This window comes from Pseudomonas sp. G2-4 (assembly GCF_030064125.1).
GTDB lineage: Bacteria > Pseudomonadota > Gammaproteobacteria > Pseudomonadales > Pseudomonadaceae > Aquipseudomonas.
The window spans coordinates 5,701,629-5,722,048 of the sequence record NZ_CP125957.1; the positions used below are offsets into that span (position 1 = coordinate 5,701,629).

At 55.9% G+C, this 20,420-nt stretch carries 15 protein-coding genes; 13 read left to right on the forward strand and 2 right to left on the reverse strand.

Annotated elements, in window-relative coordinates; translation table 11 throughout:
* Window positions 1-263: 263 nt before the first annotated feature.
* Window positions 264-2,171 carry a sigma-54-dependent Fis family transcriptional regulator gene (locus QNH97_RS25000; protein WP_283554363.1) on the reverse strand — a complete coding sequence of 636 codons (1,908 nt, stop codon included), beginning with the start codon at window positions 2,169-2,171 and terminating at the stop codon, window positions 264-266.
* Window positions 2,172-2,733: 562 nt separating this feature from the next.
* Between QNH97_RS25000 and exaC the strand changes: the two genes are divergently transcribed.
* The 9 genes from exaC to QNH97_RS25045 all read left to right on the forward strand — a co-directional run bounded on the left by exaC (window position 2,734) and on the right by QNH97_RS25045 (window position 12,495).
* A complete protein-coding gene (gene exaC / locus QNH97_RS25005; RefSeq protein WP_283554364.1) occupies window positions 2,734-4,254 on the forward strand; it encodes an acetaldehyde dehydrogenase ExaC in 1,521 nt (506 codons plus the stop codon).
* Between the two features lie 240 nt (window positions 4,255-4,494).
* A complete protein-coding gene (gene eat, locus QNH97_RS25010; protein WP_283554365.1) occupies window positions 4,495-5,943 on the forward strand; it encodes an ethanolamine permease in 1,449 nt (482 codons plus the stop codon).
* Between the two features lie 58 nt (window positions 5,944-6,001).
* A complete protein-coding gene (locus QNH97_RS25015; RefSeq protein ID WP_283554366.1) occupies window positions 6,002-7,396 on the forward strand; it encodes an ethanolamine ammonia-lyase subunit EutB in 1,395 nt (464 codons plus the stop codon).
* 11 nt (window positions 7,397-7,407) lie between these two features.
* Entirely contained in the window at window positions 7,408-8,232 is an 825-nt protein-coding gene (gene eutC, locus QNH97_RS25020) for an ethanolamine ammonia-lyase subunit EutC (RefSeq protein WP_283554367.1), read from the forward strand.
* Between the two features lie 107 nt (window positions 8,233-8,339).
* Entirely contained in the window at window positions 8,340-8,801 is a 462-nt protein-coding gene (locus QNH97_RS25025) for a GNAT family N-acetyltransferase (RefSeq protein ID WP_106274662.1), read from the forward strand.
* A 659-nt stretch (window positions 8,802-9,460) separates the two neighbouring features.
* Window positions 9,461-10,108, forward strand: coding sequence for a DedA family protein (locus tag QNH97_RS25030; protein ID WP_283554368.1), 648 nt, complete (start codon window positions 9,461-9,463; stop codon window positions 10,106-10,108).
* 6 nt (window positions 10,109-10,114) lie between these two features.
* The gene (locus QNH97_RS25035) at window positions 10,115-10,927 is read left to right on the forward strand and encodes a M90 family metallopeptidase (protein ID WP_283554369.1); all 813 of its coding nucleotides are present in this window, start codon (window positions 10,115-10,117) and stop codon (window positions 10,925-10,927) included.
* 112 nt (window positions 10,928-11,039) lie between these two features.
* Window positions 11,040-11,567: an inorganic diphosphatase gene (ppa, locus tag QNH97_RS25040; RefSeq protein WP_003185828.1), complete on the forward strand. Its 528-nt coding sequence runs from the start codon at window positions 11,040-11,042 to the stop codon at window positions 11,565-11,567.
* A gap of 196 nt (window positions 11,568-11,763) precedes the next feature.
* Window positions 11,764-12,495: a LexA family transcriptional regulator gene (locus QNH97_RS25045; protein ID WP_283554370.1), complete on the forward strand. Its 732-nt coding sequence runs from the start codon at window positions 11,764-11,766 to the stop codon at window positions 12,493-12,495.
* Window positions 12,496-12,984: 489 nt separating this feature from the next.
* On the opposite strand, the gene QNH97_RS25050 is transcribed toward QNH97_RS25045, so the two are convergent.
* Window positions 12,985-13,392 carry a very short patch repair endonuclease gene (locus tag QNH97_RS25050; RefSeq protein ID WP_092225026.1) on the reverse strand — a complete coding sequence of 136 codons (408 nt, stop codon included), beginning with the start codon at window positions 13,390-13,392 and terminating at the stop codon, window positions 12,985-12,987.
* 28 nt (window positions 13,393-13,420) lie between these two features.
* On the opposite strand from QNH97_RS25050, the gene QNH97_RS25055 reads away from it, so the two are divergent.
* The 4 genes from QNH97_RS25055 (at window position 13,421) to QNH97_RS25070 (ending at window position 20,408) form a co-directional block, all read left to right on the forward strand.
* Window positions 13,421-15,046 (forward strand): DNA cytosine methyltransferase, encoded by a 1,626-nt coding sequence (locus tag QNH97_RS25055; RefSeq protein WP_283554371.1) that lies wholly within the window; start codon window positions 13,421-13,423, stop codon window positions 15,044-15,046.
* Between the two features lie 316 nt (window positions 15,047-15,362).
* Window positions 15,363-16,748: an ATP-binding protein gene (locus QNH97_RS25060; protein WP_283554372.1), complete on the forward strand. Its 1,386-nt coding sequence runs from the start codon at window positions 15,363-15,365 to the stop codon at window positions 16,746-16,748.
* 59 nt (window positions 16,749-16,807) lie between these two features.
* Window positions 16,808-19,486 carry a Z1 domain-containing protein gene (locus tag QNH97_RS25065; RefSeq protein ID WP_283554373.1) on the forward strand — a complete coding sequence of 893 codons (2,679 nt, stop codon included), beginning with the start codon at window positions 16,808-16,810 and terminating at the stop codon, window positions 19,484-19,486.
* Complete coding sequence (locus tag QNH97_RS25070) at window positions 19,467-20,408, forward strand: PD-(D/E)XK motif protein (protein WP_283554374.1); 942 nt, start codon at window positions 19,467-19,469, stop codon at window positions 20,406-20,408. The genes QNH97_RS25065 and QNH97_RS25070 overlap by 20 nt, the downstream gene beginning before the upstream one ends.
* The last annotated feature ends 12 nt before the right edge of the window (window positions 20,409-20,420 follow it).

Sequence of the window (20,420 nt, forward strand, 5' to 3'; positions counted from 1 at the left end):
TTTGACTTGGGGGATGGTGGTTGTCAGCAGTCGCCGCCCTTGTGGGATTGAGCTTGCTCGCGATAGCGGTGGGTCAGCTTGCGGCGATGTTGAATGTACAACCCGGCTGTTGTGGCGAGGGAGCTTGCTCCCGCTCGACTGCGCAGCAGTCGCCCTCGGATTTGAGCCAGCCCCAAAAGCTTGGGGCCGCTTCGCAGCCCAGCGGGAGCAAGCTCCCTCGCCACATAAAGCCGGTTTGACTGGGGGATGGTGGTTGTCATCGGTCAGCGGGCGATGGCGTGTTTGCGCAGCTTTCGGTAGAGGGTGTTGCGGCTGATGCCCAGTTGTTCGGCCGTGTGGGTGATGTGCCAGCGCTGGCGTTCCAAGGCGTCGATCAATGCCAACCGCTCGGCGTCGTCCAGCGGTCTCTCGGTCAGCGTTTCAACCACCACCGGGGTCGGGCGCTGGCGGATCATCGCCGGCAAGTCTTCCAGGCCGATCCGCCCGTCGTCGCACAACGCGGCGAGGGTCCGCAGCACATTGCGCAACTGCCGCACATTGCCCGGCCAGTCGAACCCCAGCAGCGCCTGGCGCGCCGGTTCGTCGAGGGTCACCCCTTCAGTGCTCGCCTCTTCGGCCAGCAGGAAGTCCAGCAACTGCGACTTGTCACTGCGTTCGCGCAATGCCGGCAGCGGGATTTCCAGGCCATTGAGCCGGTAGTACAAATCCTCGCGGAAACTGCCGTCCTGCACTCGATCGAGCAATTGCCGGTGGGTGGCGCTGATGATGCGCACGTTCACCGCCTCGGGTTCGCCGCCGATGGGCACCACTTGGCGATCTTCCAGCACCCGCAGCAAACGGGTCTGCAAGGCCAGGGGCATGTCGCCGATTTCATCGAGGAACAGCGTGCCGCCGTCGGCCTGTTGCAACTTGCCGCGCATGCCTTCCTTGCGGGCGCCGGTGAAGCTGCCGCCGCGATAACCGAACAGCTCGCTCTCGATCAGGCTTTCCGGAATGGCCGCGCAGTTGAGGGCCACGAAGTGCTTGCCGGCGCGCTGGCTGGCGTAGTGCACGGCCTTGGCGAAGGCTTCTTTGCCGGAACCGGTTTCGCCGTGGATCAGCAGCGGCACGTCGCGTTCGAACACCCGCAGGGCCTTACGAAAATGCTCCTGCAACGCCGCGTCCCCCAGGCAGATGCCCGGCAGTCGCGCGGGTTCGACGGCCTTGAGCGCCGGGGCGAGTGGAACCGGCACGCTGCGCGGCTGACCACGCAACACCGCGAATAAATGCCGACCGTCGCGCGTGCGCAACGGCCAACTGGCGGCGGCCTGGGCGCTGGCGCGGCCGAGCAACTCGTCCAGGGAACAGTCGAAAAAGTCTTCCACCCGCTGGCCCAGCAAGCTACCGCGAATATGCCCCAAGAGGTTGAGGGCGCTCTGGTTGACGGCGCTGATCCGGCCTTCGCCGTCGAACGCCAGCAACCCTTCGCTGAACAGGCCCACGGACTCGGCCTGCAAGTGAAAGCGCAGCAGCCATTGGTTGTCGAAGCAGCGCAGGAAATAGCAGCTCTCGATCATCTTCGCCGAGAGGTTGACCAGGGCCATGGTGTGGAACTGACTCTGGCGCGACACGTCCGGCCGGGCCGAGGACACGTCGAGCACCGCCAGCAGTTCGCCCTGGGGATCGAAGACCGGGCTGGCCGAGCAGGTCAGGCCGGTGTGGCGGCCTCGGAAATGTTCTTCCTGGTGGATGGTCAGGGCCTGGCGTTCCACCAGGCAGGTGCCGATGCCGTTGGTGCCTTCGCAGGCTTCGCTCCAGTCGGCGCCAAGCCAGAGCCCGGCGCGTTCGAAAATCTTCCGTTCGCTGGGGGCGGTGACGCAGTTGAGGATCACACCCCGGGCGTCGGTCAGCAGCACCGCGTGGCCGGCGCCGGAGAGTTGTTGATGCAGGCTGGTCATTTCGGTGCCGGCGATGTGCAGCACCTGTTGCAGACGCTCGCGGCTTTCCAGCACCCGGCCATGCTCGAGCACCGTCGGCGCCAGGTTCTGGGCCGGGTCGAGGTGATAGTCCTCAAGACAGCGCAGCCAGGAACGGGCAATCGACGGATCGCTGCCTGGGCCCTGCAGGTGGGCCTTGCCCTGGGTGACGGTCAGGACTTGCTGGGCGTGGCGACTGAGGTGGTTGCTGTGCATTTCTTATTATTCTCCCGAAGGACCTTTGGACCTGCCAACACATACCCCGTGGCGAGGGAGCTTGCTCCCGCTGGGCTGCGCAGCAGCCCCAAAACCTGAGTTTGCGGTGTATCAGGCTGACCGAGTTGGCTGCCTTGGGACCGCTTCGCGCTGGAGCGCCAGCCCGGTCCAGCGGGAGCAAGCTCCCTCGCCACGAAAAGCGCAATCGGTGTTGAAGCGACAAAAAAGCTTGGGTCTGCTGCGCAGCCCAGCGGGAGCAAGCTCCCTCGCCACAACTGTGCTTGGCAGGCCAACTTGGTGTAGCCCAGCATCCTCCAGCCCAACCGGCAATGCAATGCTGGCGCGACCTGCCAGTCACAGACTGTCTCGCATCTGGCACAAAGTGTCACACCCTGCGTATCGCTATCGTCACACACCCCCTCCGTTTGTCCGACGAATTACGCCTAAAGTCTTGATTTACGGGCCCTGCAAGGCAGTGGCCCAACCTTTGCTCTAGGCTTAGATACCAGCGCTCGATTTTGCGCGGCTCCCTTATAAGCACAAAAGCCAAGGAGATCTCATCATGCGTTACGCTCACCCCGGTACTGAAGGCGCTATCGTTTCGTTCAAGAGCAAATACGGTAACTACATCGGCGGCGAGTTCGTCGCGCCTGTCAAAGGTCAGTACTTCACCAATACTTCCCCGGTCAATGGCCAGCCCATTGCCGAATTCCCGCGTTCCACGGCTGAAGACATCGAAAAAGCCCTGGACGCCGCCCACGCCGCCGCCGATGCCTGGGGCGCCACTTCGGCCCAGGCCCGTTCGCTGGTCCTGTTGAAAATCGCCGACCGCATCGAGCAGAACCTCGAAGTGCTGGCGATCACCGAGTCCTGGGACAACGGCAAGGCCGTGCGCGAAACCCTCAACGCCGACATCCCCCTGGCCGCCGACCACTTCCGCTACTTCGCCGGTTGCCTGCGGGCCCAGGAAGGCAGCGCCGCCGAGATCGACGGCAACACCGTGGCCTATCACATCCACGAACCGCTGGGCGTGGTCGGGCAGATCATCCCGTGGAACTTCCCGCTGCTGATGGCCGCCTGGAAACTCGCGCCGGCCCTGGCCGCCGGTAACTGCGTGGTGCTCAAGCCGGCCGAGCAAACCCCGCTGGGCATCTGCGTGCTCATGGAACTGATCGGCGACCTGCTACCGCCCGGCGTGTTGAACGTGGTGCAAGGCTTCGGCAAAGAAGCCGGTGAAGCCCTGGCGACCAGCAAGCGCATCGCCAAAATTGCCTTTACCGGTTCCACCCCAGTCGGCTCGCACATCATGAAATGCGCCGCCGAGAACATCATCCCGTCCACCGTGGAACTGGGCGGCAAGTCGCCGAACATCTTCTTCGAAGACATCATGCAGGCCGAGCCGAGCTTCATCGAAAAAGCCGCCGAAGGCTTGGTGCTGGCGTTCTTCAACCAAGGCGAAGTGTGCACCTGCCCATCCCGCGCCCTGGTCCAGGAATCGATCTACGACGAGTTCATGAAAGTGGTGATGAACAAAGTCCTGCAGATCAAGCGCGGCGACCCGCTGGACACCGACACCATGGTCGGCGCCCAGGCGTCCGAGCAGCAATTCGACAAGATTCTTTCGTACCTGGAAATCGCCAAGGGCGAAGGCGCCGAGCTGCTGACCGGCGGCAAGGTGGAAAAACTCGAAGGCAACCTGGCCAGCGGTTACTACATCCAGCCGACCCTGCTCAAGGGCACCAACAAAATGCGCGTGTTCCAGGAAGAAATCTTCGGCCCAGTGGTGAGCATCACCACCTTCAAGGACGAAGCCGAAGCCCTGGCGATTGCCAACGACACCGAGTTCGGCCTCGGCGCCGGCCTGTGGACCCGCGACATCAACCGCGCCTACCGCATGGGCCGGGCGATCAAGGCCGGTCGCGTGTGGACCAACTGCTACCACCTCTACCCGGCCCATGCCGCGTTCGGTGGCTACAAGAAGTCCGGTGTGGGGCGTGAGACGCACAAGATGATGCTCGACCACTACCAGCAGACCAAGAACCTGCTGGTGAGCTACGACATCAATCCGTTGGGGTTCTTCTAAGCCATTGGGGCAAAGGCAGGTTCTCCTGCTTTGCACCTTAGATAGCTATCGCGAGCAAGCTCGCTCCCACAGGGGTCTGTGGATAACTCGTTTCCAGGGTTGGCAACAGATCCACTGTGGGAGCGAGCTTGCTCGCGATGGCGGCGGTCCAGCTTGCATCCATGCTGTATGCAACACACCGACTTAAAGAGCCGCCCCGCTCCAACAGGGCCAAAAAACAATAAAAACAGGTAAACCCTTATGCCAAGCGATCATGCAAACCCGCAACCGGCAACGTCCTCGGTCGACTTCGAAAAGGTCGGCACCGAATATTTCCAACAACGCGAACTGAAAAAAGGCGCGGCGGGCTGGGTCCTGCTGGTGGGCCTGGGGGTGGCGTATGTCATTTCCGGGGACTACGCCGGCTGGAACTTCGGCCTGGCCCAAGGCGGCTGGGGCGGCATGTTCCTCGCCACGCTGTTGATGGCCGCGATGTACCTGTGCATGTGTTTTTCCCTCGCCGAGTTGTCCTCGATGATCCCCACCGCTGGCGGCGGCTACGGCTTTGCCCGCAGCGCATTCGGCCCCTGGGGCGGGTTTCTCACGGGCACGGCGATCCTGATCGAGTACGCCATCGCCCCGGCGGCGATTGCGGTGTTCATCGGCGCGTATTGCCAATCGCTGTTCGGTATTGGCGGCTGGATGATCTACCTGGCGTTCTACATCATCTTTATTGCCATCCATATTTTTGGCGTGGGTGAAGCCCTCAAGCTGATGTTCATCATCACCGCCGTCGCCGCCCTCGCGCTGGGGGTATTCCTCGTGGCGATGGTGCCGCACTTCAACGTCGCCAACCTGCTGGACATCCCGGTCACTGCGGCCACGGGTGCCAGCCCATTCCTGCCCTTCGGTTACGTCGGCGTGTGGGCGGCGATTCCCTATGCAATCTGGTTTTTCCTGGCCGTGGAAGGTGTGCCGCTGGCGGCTGAAGAAACCAAGAACCCCAAGCGTGACCTGCCGCGCGGCCTGATCGGCGCCATGCTGGTGTTGGTGGCCTTCGCCCTGCTGATCCTGGTGATCGGTCCTGGTGGCGCGGGCTCCAATGCGCTGATGGCATCCGGCAATCCGCTGGTGGAAGCCCTGGCCAAGGCCTATGGCGGCTCCACCTGGATGGGCAGCTTCGTCAACCTCGTTGGTCTGGCGGGCCTGATCGCCAGCTTCTTCTCAATCATCTACGCCTACTCGCGGCAGATCTTTGCACTGTCTCGCGCCGGCTACCTGCCGCGCAAGCTTTCCGAAACCAATAAAAGCAAAGCGCCGGTTCTGGCCCTGATCATCCCCGGCATCATCGGTTTCGGCCTGTCCTTGACCGGCCAGGGTGACCTGCTGATTCTGGTGGCGGTGTTCGGCGCCACCATCTCCTACGTGCTGATGATGGCCGCGCACATCACCCTGCGCATCCGTCGCCCCAAAATGGACCGGCCATACCGCACACCGGGCGGCATCTTCACCTCAGGCGTGGCCCTGGTGCTGGCGTGCATCGCCGTGGTGGCGGGGTTCCTGGTGGATCCGCGGGTGGTCATCGGCGCGGCGATCATCTATGGAGTGTTAATTGCTTACTTCGCGTTCTACAGTCGGCATCACTTGGTCGCAGGTACGCCCGAAGAGGAATTCGCGGCGATCCAGAAAGCTGAAGAAGCCTTGCACTAAGCGCTAACGTGCCGATAACCACGGCGCCGCCCAGGCGGCGCCGTCACGGAGAACCTGTATGGCCAGTTTTGCACACACGGTCGGCGCCCAGACCTACCGCTTCGACAGCCTCAAAGACCTGATGGCCAAGGCCAGCCCGGCGCGCTCCGGGGATTTCCTCGCCGAAATCGCCGCGCTCAACGACGGCGAGCGGGTGGCCGCGCAAATGGCGCTGGCCGACCTGCCCCTCAGCCATTTCCTGCAAGAAATGCTGATTCCTTACGAGGTCGACGAAGTCACCCGGCTGATCGTCGACACTCACGACAAACACGCCTTCGCCGCCGTCAGCCACCTTACGGTCGGCGGTTTTCGCGACTGGCTGCTCAGCGACGCTGCTGATGAAGACAGCCTGCGGGCACTGGCCCCGGGCCTGACGCCAGAAATGGTCGCCGCCGTGTCCAAGATCATGCGTGTGCAAGACCTGGTGCTGGTGGCGCAGAAAATCCGCGTGGTGACCAAATTCCGCGGCACCCTCGGCCTGCGCGGACGGCTGTCCACCCGCCTGCAACCCAACCACCCCACCGACGAACCGGCCGGCATCGCCGCGAGCATTCTCGACGGCCTGCTCTTCGGCAACGGCGACGCCATGATCGGCATCAACCCGGCCACCGACAGCACCGCCTCGATCTGCGCCATGCTGGAAATGCTCGACGCCATCATCCAGCGCTACGACATCCCCACCCAAGGCTGCGTGCTGACTCACGTCACCACCTCCATCGAAGCGGCCAACCGCGGCGTGCCCCTGGACCTGGTGTTCCAGTCCATCGCCGGCACCGAAGCGGCCAACGCCAGTTTCGGTATCAACCTGAACCTGTTGCAAGAAGGCTACGACGCCGGCTTGAGCCTGAAGCGCGGCACCTTGGGCAACAACCTGATGTATTTCGAAACCGGCCAGGGCAGCGCGCTGTCGGCCAACGCCCACCACGGCGTCGATCAACAGACCTGCGAGACCCGGGCCTACGCCGTCGCACGACATTTCAAGCCGTTTTTGGTGAACACGGTTGTAGGATTCATCGGCCCGGAATACCTGTACAACGGCAAACAGATCATCCGCGCCGGCCTCGAAGACCACTTCTGCGGCAAGCTGCTGGGCGTGCCGATGGGCTGCGACATCTGCTACACCAACCACGCCGAAGCCGACCAGGACGACATGGACACCCTGCTGACCCTGCTGGGCGTGGCCGGAATCAACTTCATCATGGGCATCCCCGGCTCCGACGACATCATGCTCAACTACCAGACCACCTCGTTCCACGACGCCCTCTACGCCCGCCAGACCCTGGGCCTCAAACCCGCGCCGGAATTCGAAACCTGGCTGGCAAACATGGGCATCTTCACCCAGGCCGATGGCCGGGTGCGGTTCGGCGACAACCTGCCACCGGCGTTCCGTCACGCCCTCGCGCATTTGGGATGAGAGAACTGCCCATGGATAAAAAACCTGTTGATCCGCAGAACCCTTGGCTGAACCTGCGCAACCTCACCCCGGCACGCATCGCCCTGGGCCGCACCGGCACCAGCCTGCCGACCCAGGCGCAACTGGATTTCCAGTACGCCCACGCCCAGGCCCGCGATGCCGTGCACCTGGCGTTCGACCATGAGGGCATTCGCGCGCAACTGACCGAACGCGGCCGCGAAAGCCTGTTGCTCCACAGCGCCGCCGCTGACCGTAATAGCTATCTACAGCGCCCAGACCTGGGCCGACGGCTCGACGACGCTTCCGCGCAAATCCTGGATGATTACGCGACGGCCCATCCCGGCGGCGTGGATTTGGCGATTGTGGTGGCCGACGGCCTGTCGTCGCTGGCGGTGCATCGGCATACCCTGCCGTTCCTGGCGCGCCTGGAAGAACAGACCGCCGCTGACGGTTGGTCGGTGTCGCCGGTGATTTTGGTGGAACAAGGCCGCGTCGCGGTGGCCGATGAAGTGGCCGAGCGGCTTGGCGCGAAAATGTCGGTGATCCTGATCGGCGAACGCCCCGGCCTCAGCTCCCCCGACAGCCTGGGGCTGTATTTCACCTACAACCCCAAGGTCGGCCTGACCGATGCCTATCGCAACTGCATCTCCAACGTCCGCCTCGAAGGCCTGAGCTACGGCATGGCGGCGCATCGCCTGGTCTACCTGATGCGCGAGGCCTGTCGTCGACAGCTTTCGGGGGTCAATCTGAAGGACGAAGCCCAGGTTCAAACTCTGGATTCGGAAAACGCTGCCGATATGAAAGGTAATTTCCTACTCATGCCGCCCCGAAACTGACAGATCTAAGCGATTGCATTTTTGATCCGCTTTCAGGCAGCATCGGGGTACCGAAGAGCACCGTTGTTGTCAGAGTATCTGTCGACCTTTTGTAGACGAGACCTACCATGCGGATTATCCAAGCCACGCTGGAACACCTGGACCTGCTAACCCCATTGTTCGTCAAGTACCGGGAATTCTACGGCTCACTGCCCTACCCGGACTCGTCCCGAGCCTTCCTCGAAAAACGCCTGCGCCGCAAGGAATCGGTGATCTACCTGGCCCTGCCCGATGACGATAACAGCCGGTTGCTGGGGTTCTGCCAGCTCTACCCGAGCTACTCATCCCTGTCCCTCAAGCGCGTGTGGATCCTCAACGACATCTACGTCGCCGAAGACGCCCGCCGCCAACTGGTGGCCGACAACCTGATCCGCACCGCGAAAAAAATGGCCAAGGAAACCAACGCCGTGCGCATGCGCGTCTCCACCAGCAGCAACAACGAAGTGGCGCAGAAAACCTACGAATCGATTGGCTTCAAGGAAGACACCGAGTTCAAGAACTACGTGTTGCCGATCAGCGAAGGCATATAGCCCAACACCAAGATCTGTGGTGAGGGGGTTTATCCCCTCACCCTGACACAACACCACAAAACCAACCCACACCAATCCCCCTGACACACCACCACCCCCGTGGCGAGGGAGCTTGCTCCCGCTGGGCTGCGAAGCAGCCCCAAAACCTGAGCACGCGGTGTATCAGATTGACCGAGCCGCCTGCTTCAGGGCCGCTTCGCGCCCCAGCGGGAGCAAGCTCCCTCGCCACAAAAGCCAGCGCCCCCCTCCCCCTGACCCAACACCAAACCCATTGTGGCGAGGGGATTCATCCCCGCTGGGCTGCGCAGCAGCCCCCAAACCTGAACACGCGGTGTATCAGATTGACCGAGCCGCCTGCTTCAGGGCCGCTTCGCGCCCCAGCGGGAGCAAGCTCCCTCGCCACATAAACCAGCGCACACCCATACCCCCGGCACGACACCGACCCTCCACCACAAAGCCAGAGCACACCAATCCACCTGACACACCACCCACCCACAACACCACCGAAATCCCTAGCTACAAACTCACCCCGCTCCCCGCCTTCCACCCCGTATAATGCCGCTCTTCCCGGCTTGTAAGAAAAAGCTACACACCCTGTAGCCATACTCCAAGCCCGACCCAAAGCCTGCCGAGCCAGGCCACCACCACAGGTGTTTTGCATGGATTTCAACCCCCTCGACCTCATCCTGCACCTCGACGTGTACCTCGATCTGCTGGTGACCAACTACGGGACCTGGATCTACGCCATCCTGTTCCTGGTGATCTTCTGTGAAACCGGCCTGGTGGTGATGCCCTTCCTGCCCGGCGATTCCCTGCTGTTCATCGCCGGCGCCGTAGCAGCCGGTGGCGGCATGGACCCCGTGCTGTTGGGCGGCCTGCTGATGCTCGCGGCGATCCTCGGCGACAGCACCAACTATCTCATCGGCCGCACCGCCGGCGAAAAACTGTTCAGCAACCCGAACTCGAAAATCTTCCGCCGCGACTACCTGAAACAAACCCACGACTTCTACGACAAACACGGCGGCAAAACCGTGACCCTGGCGCGCTTCCTGCCGATCATCCGCACCTTCGCGCCCTTCGTCGCTGGCGTGGGAAAAATGCCTTACCCGCGCTTCTTCGGCTTCAGCGTCCTCGGCACCATCCTCTGGGTTGGCGGCCTGGTCACCCTCGGCTACTTCTTCGGCAACGTGCCCTTCATCAAGCAAAACCTGTCGCTGCTGGTAGTAGGCATCATCCTGCTGTCGCTGCTGCCGATGATCATCGGCCTGGTCCGCAGCAAGCTGAACCAGCGCGCCTCGAAAGCCTGATCGCCCATGTGGTCCCTGAGCAACTGGCGCCGCCAACGCACCCTCGCCAAACACCCCGTCCCCGACGAAACCTGGCAACGCGTGCGCCATCAACTGAGCTTCCTCGACGGCCTCAGCGCCGCCGAGGACCAGTGGCTGCGCGAGGCCTGCGTGCTGTTCCTGCATGACAAACACCTCACCGCCCTGCCCGGCGTCGAACTGCACCAGGAACAACGCCTGCTCCTCGCCGCCCAGGCCCAACTGCCGCTGATGCACCTGGGCGAACTGAACTGGTACCAGGGCTTCCACGAAATCGTCCTCTACCCCGACGACTTCCTCAGCCCCCAGCGCTACCGCGACGCCAGCGGCATCGAGCACGAGTGGGACGGCGAACACAGCGGCGAAGCCTGGCCCCAGGGCCCGATCATCCTGGCCTGGGACGGCGTGATGGCCAGCGGTGGCTGGGACGGCTACAACCTGGTGATCCACGAACTGGCGCACAAACTCGACATGCTCAACGGCGACGCCAACGGCCTGCCACCACTGCACCCCGGCATGCGCGTCAGCGACTGGGCCGAGGCCATGCAACAGGCCTTCGACGACCTCGACCGCCAACTGGACCAGAACCCCGACGCAGAAACCGTCATCGATCCCTACGCCGCGGAAAACCCCGCCGAGTTCTTCGCCGTCACCAGCGAATACTTCTTCAGCGCCCCGGACCTGCTGCACCAGGCCTATCCACGGGTCTATGAACAGCTCAAGGCCTTCTACCGCCAGGATCCTTTGGCCCGACTGCGGCAACTTCAGGCCGAAGATCCGGTCTATCAGGCGTCATACTAAGGTCTCTAAGACCCTGGTAACGTGGCATCAGCGGCCGAATATGCCTATAATCGCCGCCACTTTTTGGTCAATCCGACCAAGTCATTTGGTCAACTAACGGGGGCACCGCCCAATGAGCTACAGCAAGATTCCGGCTGGCAAAGACCTGCCGAACGACATCTACGTCGCGATCGAAATCCCGGCCAACCACGCCCCGATCAAATACGAAATCGACAAAGACAGCGATTGCCTGTTCGTTGACCGTTTCATGGCCACCCCCATGTTCTACCCGGCCAACTACGGTTACATCCCCAACACCCTGGCCGACGACGGCGACCCCCTCGACGTGCTGGTCGTGACCCCTTACCCGGTTGCCCCAGGCTCGGTCATCCGCGCCCGTCCGGTCGGCATCCTGAACATGACCGACGACGGCGGCGGCGATGCCAAAGTCATCGCAGTGCCACACGACAAACTGTCGCAACTGTACGTCGACGTGAAGGAATACACCGACCTGCCACCGCTGCTGATCCAGCAGATCGAGCACTTCTTCGCGAACTACAAAGATCTCGAAAAAGGCAAGTGGGTCAAGATCGAAGGCTGGGCCGGTGCTGACGCCGCCCGCGAAGCGATCCTCAAATCGGCCGCCGCCTACAAAGGCTGAGACTGCATTTGAAGAAAAACCCCGGTTTGCACCGGGGTTTTTTTATGCCTTAATAGCGCTTAATACAACTTCGTATTAATAATGTTTAGAGACGTTTAGCCCGCACCTTTCAAATCCCGCAAACGGAAAGATCGTCTTATATATTTGAACGACATGTTTATTGCCGAAAACACCGTCGCCCCTAAACTTTCCGTTTATGAAAATACTTTCCAGTGGCGACCGCTTCAGAGCCCTTCTAAAAGAAGCCAACATCCGATCCGCTGACTTCGCGAAGTTATACGGCGTGAAGTCGCAGCACGTGAACAACTGGTTCAACCGTGGCATCCCAGCCGGACGCATCCACTCCATTGCCAGCCTGCTGACAGTCAGCCCAGAGTGGCTCGCCCGCGGCGAAGGCCCGCAAACCCCACTGGGCCTCGGCCCCGGTACCACCTATGAGGCCGCCGAAAACGATGGCGTCTACAGCGTGGTGGAACCCACGGACATCGAACTGCCCTTCTACAAGGAAGTCCCCATCGCCCCAGGCGAAAGCCAAACCCACATCATCGAAATACCCGACCAAACCATCCGCCTGCCCCGCAGCCACCTCGAATCCCTCGAAATCAACCCCAACGACGCCATCTGCACCACCATGGTCGGCGACAGCATGGCCGAACGCATCGAAGACGGCTCCACCCTCGCCATCGACCGCGGCCTGACCCAAATCGTCGACGGGCAAATCTATGCGCTTGAGCATGACGGGATGCTGCGCATCAAATACCTGCACCGCATCCCCGGCAACCGACTGCGCCTGCGCAGCCACAACAGCACTGCTTACCCGGATGAAGTCTTCACCCTCGAACAGATCGAAGCGCAGAACATCAGGGTACTGGGCTGGGTGTTCTGGTGGTCCACCCTCAACAAACAGCGACCGCCCGTCTGCGAATGATTCACTTGCATCACCGCTCCCCCGTGGCGAGGGAGCTTGCTCCCGCTGGGCTGCAAAGCAGCCCCCGCTCTTCCCCCCTGGAACCACCGATAACCCAATGATTCCACACCACTTACCACTGGGATTCCAACCAAAACCCGAGTATCCTCCGCCCCACATTTGCGAGCCAACGCCTCGCACCGACAAGGCAGATCACTTTCTGACCAAGTCCCACAGCCGGCCGCAAGAGCCGGATGTACGTTTTGAAGGCTGGTGAGGTTTGTCAAAAACGAACTGAGTTAGTCAACGAGAAGCCGGCCATAAGCCGGCTTTTTAATGCACGCTTGAAATTTATTCTCACTTTCCAAACCTTTTACAGCCTTATTGTATGAAGGTTTTTGTAGAAGTGGCTGCTCTGGTCGCTGAGAACATAGTCCCTCTGGACAGACCCTTTGGATGCCAGCTTCCATGATTGAGCTAGGAAAAACATAACCGTGTCGATGATTGCCCCTACTCCTTAAGGGCGTGGTGCAGTTGAGAAAGGCATTCGGATCCTCGCTTGATCTCACACTCCCAAACGGTAATAACCCTCCAGCCGAGGGACCTTAAGGCGTAAACATTTTCGAGGTCTCTCTCAACATTTCTGGAGAATTTTGCTGCCCAGAATTCGCTCCGGGTCTTAGGTGTAGTAGCGTAGCGACACCCCGCATGGCGATGCCAAAAACATCCATGTACAAATATACAGGTCCGTAGCTTGGGAATTACAATGTCAGGCTTCCCAGGGAGGTCCTTGCGGTGCAGGCGGAAGCGGTAACCATTGGCATGAAGAAACCGGCGCAGCGCGAGCTCAGGCTGCGTATTTTTGCCAGTTATTGCTGCCATCATCCTCGACCTGGTCTCTTTATCTACAACATCCACTTTCGATTACCTTTGGCAGATGTAGCTCATGAATTGTGACAACCCTTTACAGGTCGTGGATCTCTTTGCCGGCCCCGGCGGCCTAGGTGAAGGGTTCTCTTCACTCAGTGAGGGCAGAAGCTTTGATATATTAGTCTCTGCCGAGATGGATCCGTTCGCTCGATCTACACTGAGACTTCGTGCATTTTATCGAGCGCTAAAAAAATACAACCCAGCAGCCCTTGACGATTATTATTATTACTGCGAAACGGCTGGTGTGGCACAACCTTGGAGCTCAGACAGTTATAAAGAATGGCAACATGCCGACGCCGAAGCTCGTCAAATTAAACTCGGAAGCGTAGAAGGAAATGCCGAACTAGACCGGATTTTGGAGAAACGACTGGATACCAGTAAGCCTTGGGTATTAATTGGTGGACCTCCTTGTCAAGCTTATTCAATTGTTGGGCGCGCGCGCAACAAAGGAAATGTCGACTATAAGGCGGAAGATGATCATCGTCACTTTTTGTATCGGGAATACCTGCGAATAATCCAGAGCAAGCGCCCTGCTGTATTTGTTATGGAGAATGTCAAAGGCATTCTTTCCTCAAAAGTTGGTGGCACGCAAATTTTCCCACAAATACTCCAAGATCTTGCTGACCCTGATGCGGCGCTGGGAATAAAAAACGGAACTGGTAAAAAATATAAAATCTGCTCTTTAGTTTCAGATGACATCTATGAATCTGGCATGACGCCAGACTCTATAGACTTTAATAATTTTATAATACGAGCGGAAGATTACGGCATTCCGCAAGGTCGCCACAGAGTTATACTAGTAGGCGTATCCGAGGATTATGTTGATGGCATAAGCGAACACAAACTTGCATCCGCTCCACCTGTCACCGTCAGGGACGTTCTTGGCAACCTCCCTCCGCTGCGCAGTACGCTTTCCAGAGGAAATGATACCCCAGACAAGTGGTGCAACGAGATTTTGGGACATCTCGAAACCCTATATAAGGATCTTATTTCGTCCGAAAAAAAGGATCTCACTTTAGAGATGAACCTTAGGATATTTCGAGATTCATTTTCGGGCGGACGTTTAAACAATGGAGGACTACGTGTTAAAAAAACCAGCTCTTGGAGTGGAGCAGTAAACACGGACGAATTAAATTCTTGGCTTACAGACTCTAAATTAGGCGTTTGGCTCAACCACGAAGCCCGAAGCCACATGAGCGCAGATCTTAAGCGCTATATTTATGCATCAGTCTTTGCGCAGGCTCATCATTATTCCCCAAAGGGTCACCAAGAATTCAATCTTCCTGGATTAGCGCCCGATCATAAAAACTGGGAAAGTGGAAAATTTAGTGATCGTTTTCGGGTTCAAATTGATCGCCAGCACTCTTCCACCATAACCAGCCACATCTCGAAAGATGGACACTATTTCATTCATTACGACCCTAATCAATGTCGCAGTTTGACTGTAAGGGAAGCGGCCAGATTACAAACCTTTCCCGATAATTATTTTTTCCTGGGAAATCGCACACAACAATACCATCAAGTCGGCAACGCCGTTCCTCCTCTACTTGCAAGTAAAATTGCGAGAGTAGTCGAGCGTATTATCAAGGGTAGAATTTCCTCTCAGCGTCCCAAAAGGACTGTGGCTTCCATGATCAGCTGAAAACGGGTTGCTATGGTAAATAACGCAATGCGACCAGCAAATCGGACTTGCGACATAGCTAAATTTGTGTAAAGAATGGTGGCCAATAGATGTCATGCCTTGTCGGCTAATCTATGATCAAAGCCATGCTGCGCGGCAGGATGGACTGCAAGGAATTAAAGCTAGCCCGCAGGGGGACAAGGATGCTTCTGTTCGAGACCATTTTGATTGACTTCCGTACCGGAAGGCGGCTGCGATGATAGAGGTTCAGCACCCTCCCCACGCAGCCTCCTTGCTCGAGTCAATGCGATCTATTGGATATACATTGGATTCGGCCGTGGCGGATTTGATAGATAACAGTATTTCCGCCCACGCAAAAGAGATTCATATCGAGTTCCGCCCTAACGATAACCCTTACATCGCGGTTATAGACGATGGGAAAGGTATGTCGCATGAGACGCTGCAGAACGCAATGCGACACGGCAGTAAAAACCCCCTTCTAGAAAGAAGCGGGGAGGATATGGGCCGCTACGGCTTAGGGTTAAAAACCGCTTCCATATCTCAATGTCGACGCATGACAGTCATTTCGAAACAAGAAGCGAATATAAGTGCCTATTGCTGGGACCTTGATGTCGTTATCGAAAAAGGCGCTTGGGTAATGCTTCAGCTGGAAGCATCAGAATACCAAGCTCTACCTCATTTTAATCAGCTTTCGTTGCAGAAAACCGGAACAATTGTATTGTGGCAAAACTTAGACAAGCTACTTATTGGAGAAACAGATCCAGAAAGTGCGCTAGGCATGAAAATGTTGGCCGCTCGCGAGCACTTATCACTTGTTTTCCATAGATTCCTAGTTAAAGAAGGAAGTAAACCTAAAATTTCAATAGCTTTGAACGGCTCTTTAATTGTGCCGTTTGACCCGTTCCTTAGCCATCACAAAGCCACACAGCCATTGGACGAGGAGATTTTTTCCGTAGAGGGCAAGAAGGTTGTGGTCAAACCTTTTATCTTGCCTCACATAAGCAAACTTAATAATAACGACACACAACTTGTTGGTGGAACCGAGGGAGTTCGAAGCCAGCAGGGTTTCTATATTTACAGAAATAGACGACTGATCATTTGGGGCACATGGTTTCGCTTGGCGCGAAAAGATGAGCTGAGCAAACTTGCACGCGTTCGGGTGGACATTCCAAATGCGCTTGATCATCTTTGGACCTTAGACATAAAAAAATCGGCTGCCCACCCGCCTGAGATAGTCCGATTAAATCTGAAGCGAACCGTAGATAGAATTAGAGCCGTAAGTGGGCGAACAATTACTTTTAAAGGCCGAAAAGTCTCTGACTCTGAGGTCGCTGCTGGATGGAATGAGGTTATCGATAGATCAGGGGTCCGATTCGACATCAATCGAAAGCACCCAATAATTTCAGAGTTTTCTAAATTTCTCAGTAAAGAAGGGCGGATGCAGTTCAACCTGATTCTAGGCGTTATTGAAAGCTCCTTTCCTGCAGACGCCTTGTATAATCGAATGGCGAGTGATATCAGATCTGACTTCGCCAACGATAGTTCAGTCGAAAGCATTAACGGCATGATCGCGGATCTTCTGAGCAATATGCCCGTGGACTCACCGGTTCGAAAACAACTGCTAATGTCCCTCCATTTGATTGAACCATTTAATTTATATCCGGCGCTGACAAAAAAAATTATTGAGGAATATGAGTCATGAGTGAGGCTTCCAGGAAGGTATTGTCAGCGAACGCTCGGCGTTTGGAACTAGGTGTTATCATGGCACTGACGGTCGATGGAATTCCAACCGAGGGAGGTATTTTAGACTTAGCCTCCACTCTTCGGTCAATCCCCCCCTATACAGTCACCGATGAAGAGTTTGAAACCGTAATTAAGCGACTTCATGAGGCCCTTACAGTTGACATGGGATTGGGCGATTGTGTTTACGACGAACAAAACCCATGGTTAAGAGCTCGAAAAGCCGAAATCGACCCATTTTATTGGAATCGCTATAAAACAGACCTTTTGAAACAGGGTTGGGGTCCCAAGGTCGTTAATTCGCTAGACAAGGTTACAGATGAGATCTTGGATTTAATGGGAGATCCATCGGGTCGCACCGGATGGCCTCGTCGGGGCTTGGTAATGGGCGACGTTCAGTCAGGGAAGACGTCAAATTATACTGGTCTTATCTGCAAGGCAGCGGATGCCGGTTATAAGCTAGTGATTCTGTTGACGGGCACGTTAGAAAGTTTGAGACGGCAAACCCAAGAACGCTTGGACGCGGGCTTCGTTGGGCTTGATAGTTCGGGCGTCGTTAATAACAGAAAACGCCATAGAAAAGAAATCGGGGTAGGACTAATTGACGCTGCGAGGTCAGCTGGGGTTTTCACATCTACAGTAGGTGATTTCAAGGCAACAACTGTAAATCAGTTAGGTTTTAGGTTAAGGGACTATAGGGAACCGGTACTCCTTGTAGTAAAAAAAAATAAGCGAATTCTCGAAAATCTTGCCGACTGGCTGGTTAACTATAATGCAAGTGCGGGTGGAAATATTGACATCCCCCTACTGTTGATTGATGACGAAGCAGATAACGCGTCCATTAATACAAACCCCAAAAAAGCAACTGCGATAAATTCGGCCATACGAGGATTGCTAAAAGTTTTTCCGAGATCCAGCTACGTCGGCTTCACCGCCACTCCCTTCGCGAATGTATTTATAAATCCCGACACCACGAATAATGTTGAGGGGGATGATTTATTCCCTCGTGATTTTATTTACACCTTGGAAGCCCCTACAAACTACGTTGGGGCGAGCCGGATTTTCAGCGAAACATCTGATTTGAAATGCTTAGAGGTAATTCACGATGCGGAAGAATATTTTCCTCGTGGGCAAACCTCTGATAGCAACATAGAGGGAGTCCCCCCCTCTCTAATAGACGCGGTTGTCTGCTTCTTCTTGGTCAATACACTGATGGATATCCGTGCTGGGATGCCAAAGCACAGATCCATGCTAGTAAACGTGAGTCACTTCACATTAATACAAGACCAAGTTAGGGATATCTTGGACCATGAGGTCCGTCTGATGCAGGGTGATATTCAGAATTATGCATCATTGTCTTTCGATGAGGCGATGCAAAACCAAACCATAAATACTCTTTTTAATAAGTTTCAACGGCTTTTTTCCAATTTGGAGGTATCTTGGAGCGAAGTCCAAGCCCAGCTTGTGGCCTCCACACTACCGATTCAAACTACAGCCGTAAACCAAAAAAGTGGACCTGCCAGCCTAGATTACGCCGCCTACAAAGAACACGGACTAAGAGTTATAGCGGTGGGCGGCAATAGCTTGGCACGCGGTTTAACGTTAGAAGGACTATGTGTCAGCTATTTCTACAGATCTACTCAGATGTACGACGCGTTGCTTCAAATGGGGCGGTGGTTCGGCTACCGCGTTGGCTATGAAGATCTGTGTAAAATTTGGATGACTGAGGAAACCGCTGATTGGTATGCTCATATTTCGGAGGCCACCGACGAATTACGTAATGAAGTGCGTCGAATGCAGAACTCCCGCCTGAAACCAATTGACTTTGGACTGCGCGTAAGGTCTCACCCTGAATCACTACTTATTACCGCCAGAAATAAAATGCGGGACTCGGACGAAATCATCCAAATTATTTCTATAACTGAAGAAAGTTTAGAGTCGCCTAGATTATTGAAAGACCCTTCTATAGTTACCGCGAACTATAAGGAAGCGCAAAGTTTCATACGTTCAGTGGTCTCTTGCCCAACTGCAAAATCTGAGAATGGCTCCTTTCCTGTATGGCGGTCCGTGCCGAAACAATTGGTTGTAAAATTTTTAAAGGCATTTGTCAACCATCCCCTTAGCGTCAAACTACAAACATCGAGTTTGGCAGACTTTATCGAGAAATCAGATGATGAAAAGCTCGATCACTGGGATGTGGCTTTACCAACAGGTAGCGGAGATTCAATCAAGTTTTTGGGTGACATAGAAGTCAAAAGGCGAATTCGGAAAATCTCCATTGATGAAAGTATCAAAGCCTTGCTTGTTAACGGGAATAAACTTCGAGTGGGCTCTGCAGGTGATGAGAAAGTTGGATTATCTGCAGCTGAAGTGCAGGCAGCAGACCTTCGCTTCCGAAGCGAGTCCAAGAAAAGCGTTCAAACAATACCAGGTAAAGCATATGCTGCTGTTAGGCAGGCGCCGCTGCTGTTGATCCATTTGATTCAGCCTAGAAGTGAGAGCAATGAGGAAAGTCCTTATACACTTCCTTCCGATTGTGATGCGCTTGTGGCAATAGGTCTAAGCTTCCCCTCTCTTAATGTGTCGAGTCACCGAGTCGCTTATCGGATTAATCTTGTTGAACTCAGAAATATTTTGTCTGGAGATAATCCCTCCATTGACGACAACGATGATGAGGACGATGAAGATGATGACGAATAAGGTTAAATCCATCTGGACGGCGATTAAGTCGGAAGGTGTCGGATCCGGTTTTCGCCGAATTGACGCGGAGCATTTGCTTGATTTTTACGCCGGAGTGGATTCAATAGGCAGGCTCACACTCTTGTTGATTACACAAAAAAACCCTAGTGTTGAGTTGGAACTCCAATCAGTAAAAATTCACAGCGTGCTCCGAGATGATAACCAATGGTCTCTACTTTTCATATTAGAAAAACCTGAGCTTTCCGAGTTGTTCTTGCTCTTCTGCGGAGACCTAATTGAATCTTCACGTCAATGTGGGGAGAGATCTAGAGGCCTTCCATTTGTTTTAGCTCGTCTTGTTAGCTGGCGCTTGCTATTTGAACGAGGGAATTTCGATTTATTGACCGAAGGGCAAGTTCGAGGATTGACTGGTGAGCTTCTTCACCTAAAGGCGCTAATTGGGACTATTAGCGCATCAGCGGCAGTTCAGAGCTGGAAAGGGCCCGATCGAGCTGATCAGGACTTCCAATTTGAAAAAAATGCGTGGGAGGTCAAGACAATTTGGCCAGCGACCAATGAGGTTATAATAGCCTCGGAAAGACAACTTGACTTCACCCACCGAGAGTTGGAGCTCGTCGTTGTCGAGCTCGGAAGTGGATCTGAGGATACGGAAGCTGGCTTCACACTTAATCAGTTGATTGATGAAATCCGAAGAGTAATTAAATCAGATTTTGACACATATTCAGCGTTTGAAAGTGCACTACTGAGATCTGGCTATGTTATACGCCCCGAATATGATGCGTGGGTAATGACTCTAGGCAAAGTAACCCGTTATAAAGTCAGCACTGGTTTCCCCTGTATTCGCCCACAAGATCTATCGACAGGAATTCGTAGTGTCAAATACAAACTAAACCTCCAAAGCTGCATACCTTTTCAGATATAGCGAAGGAGTAAG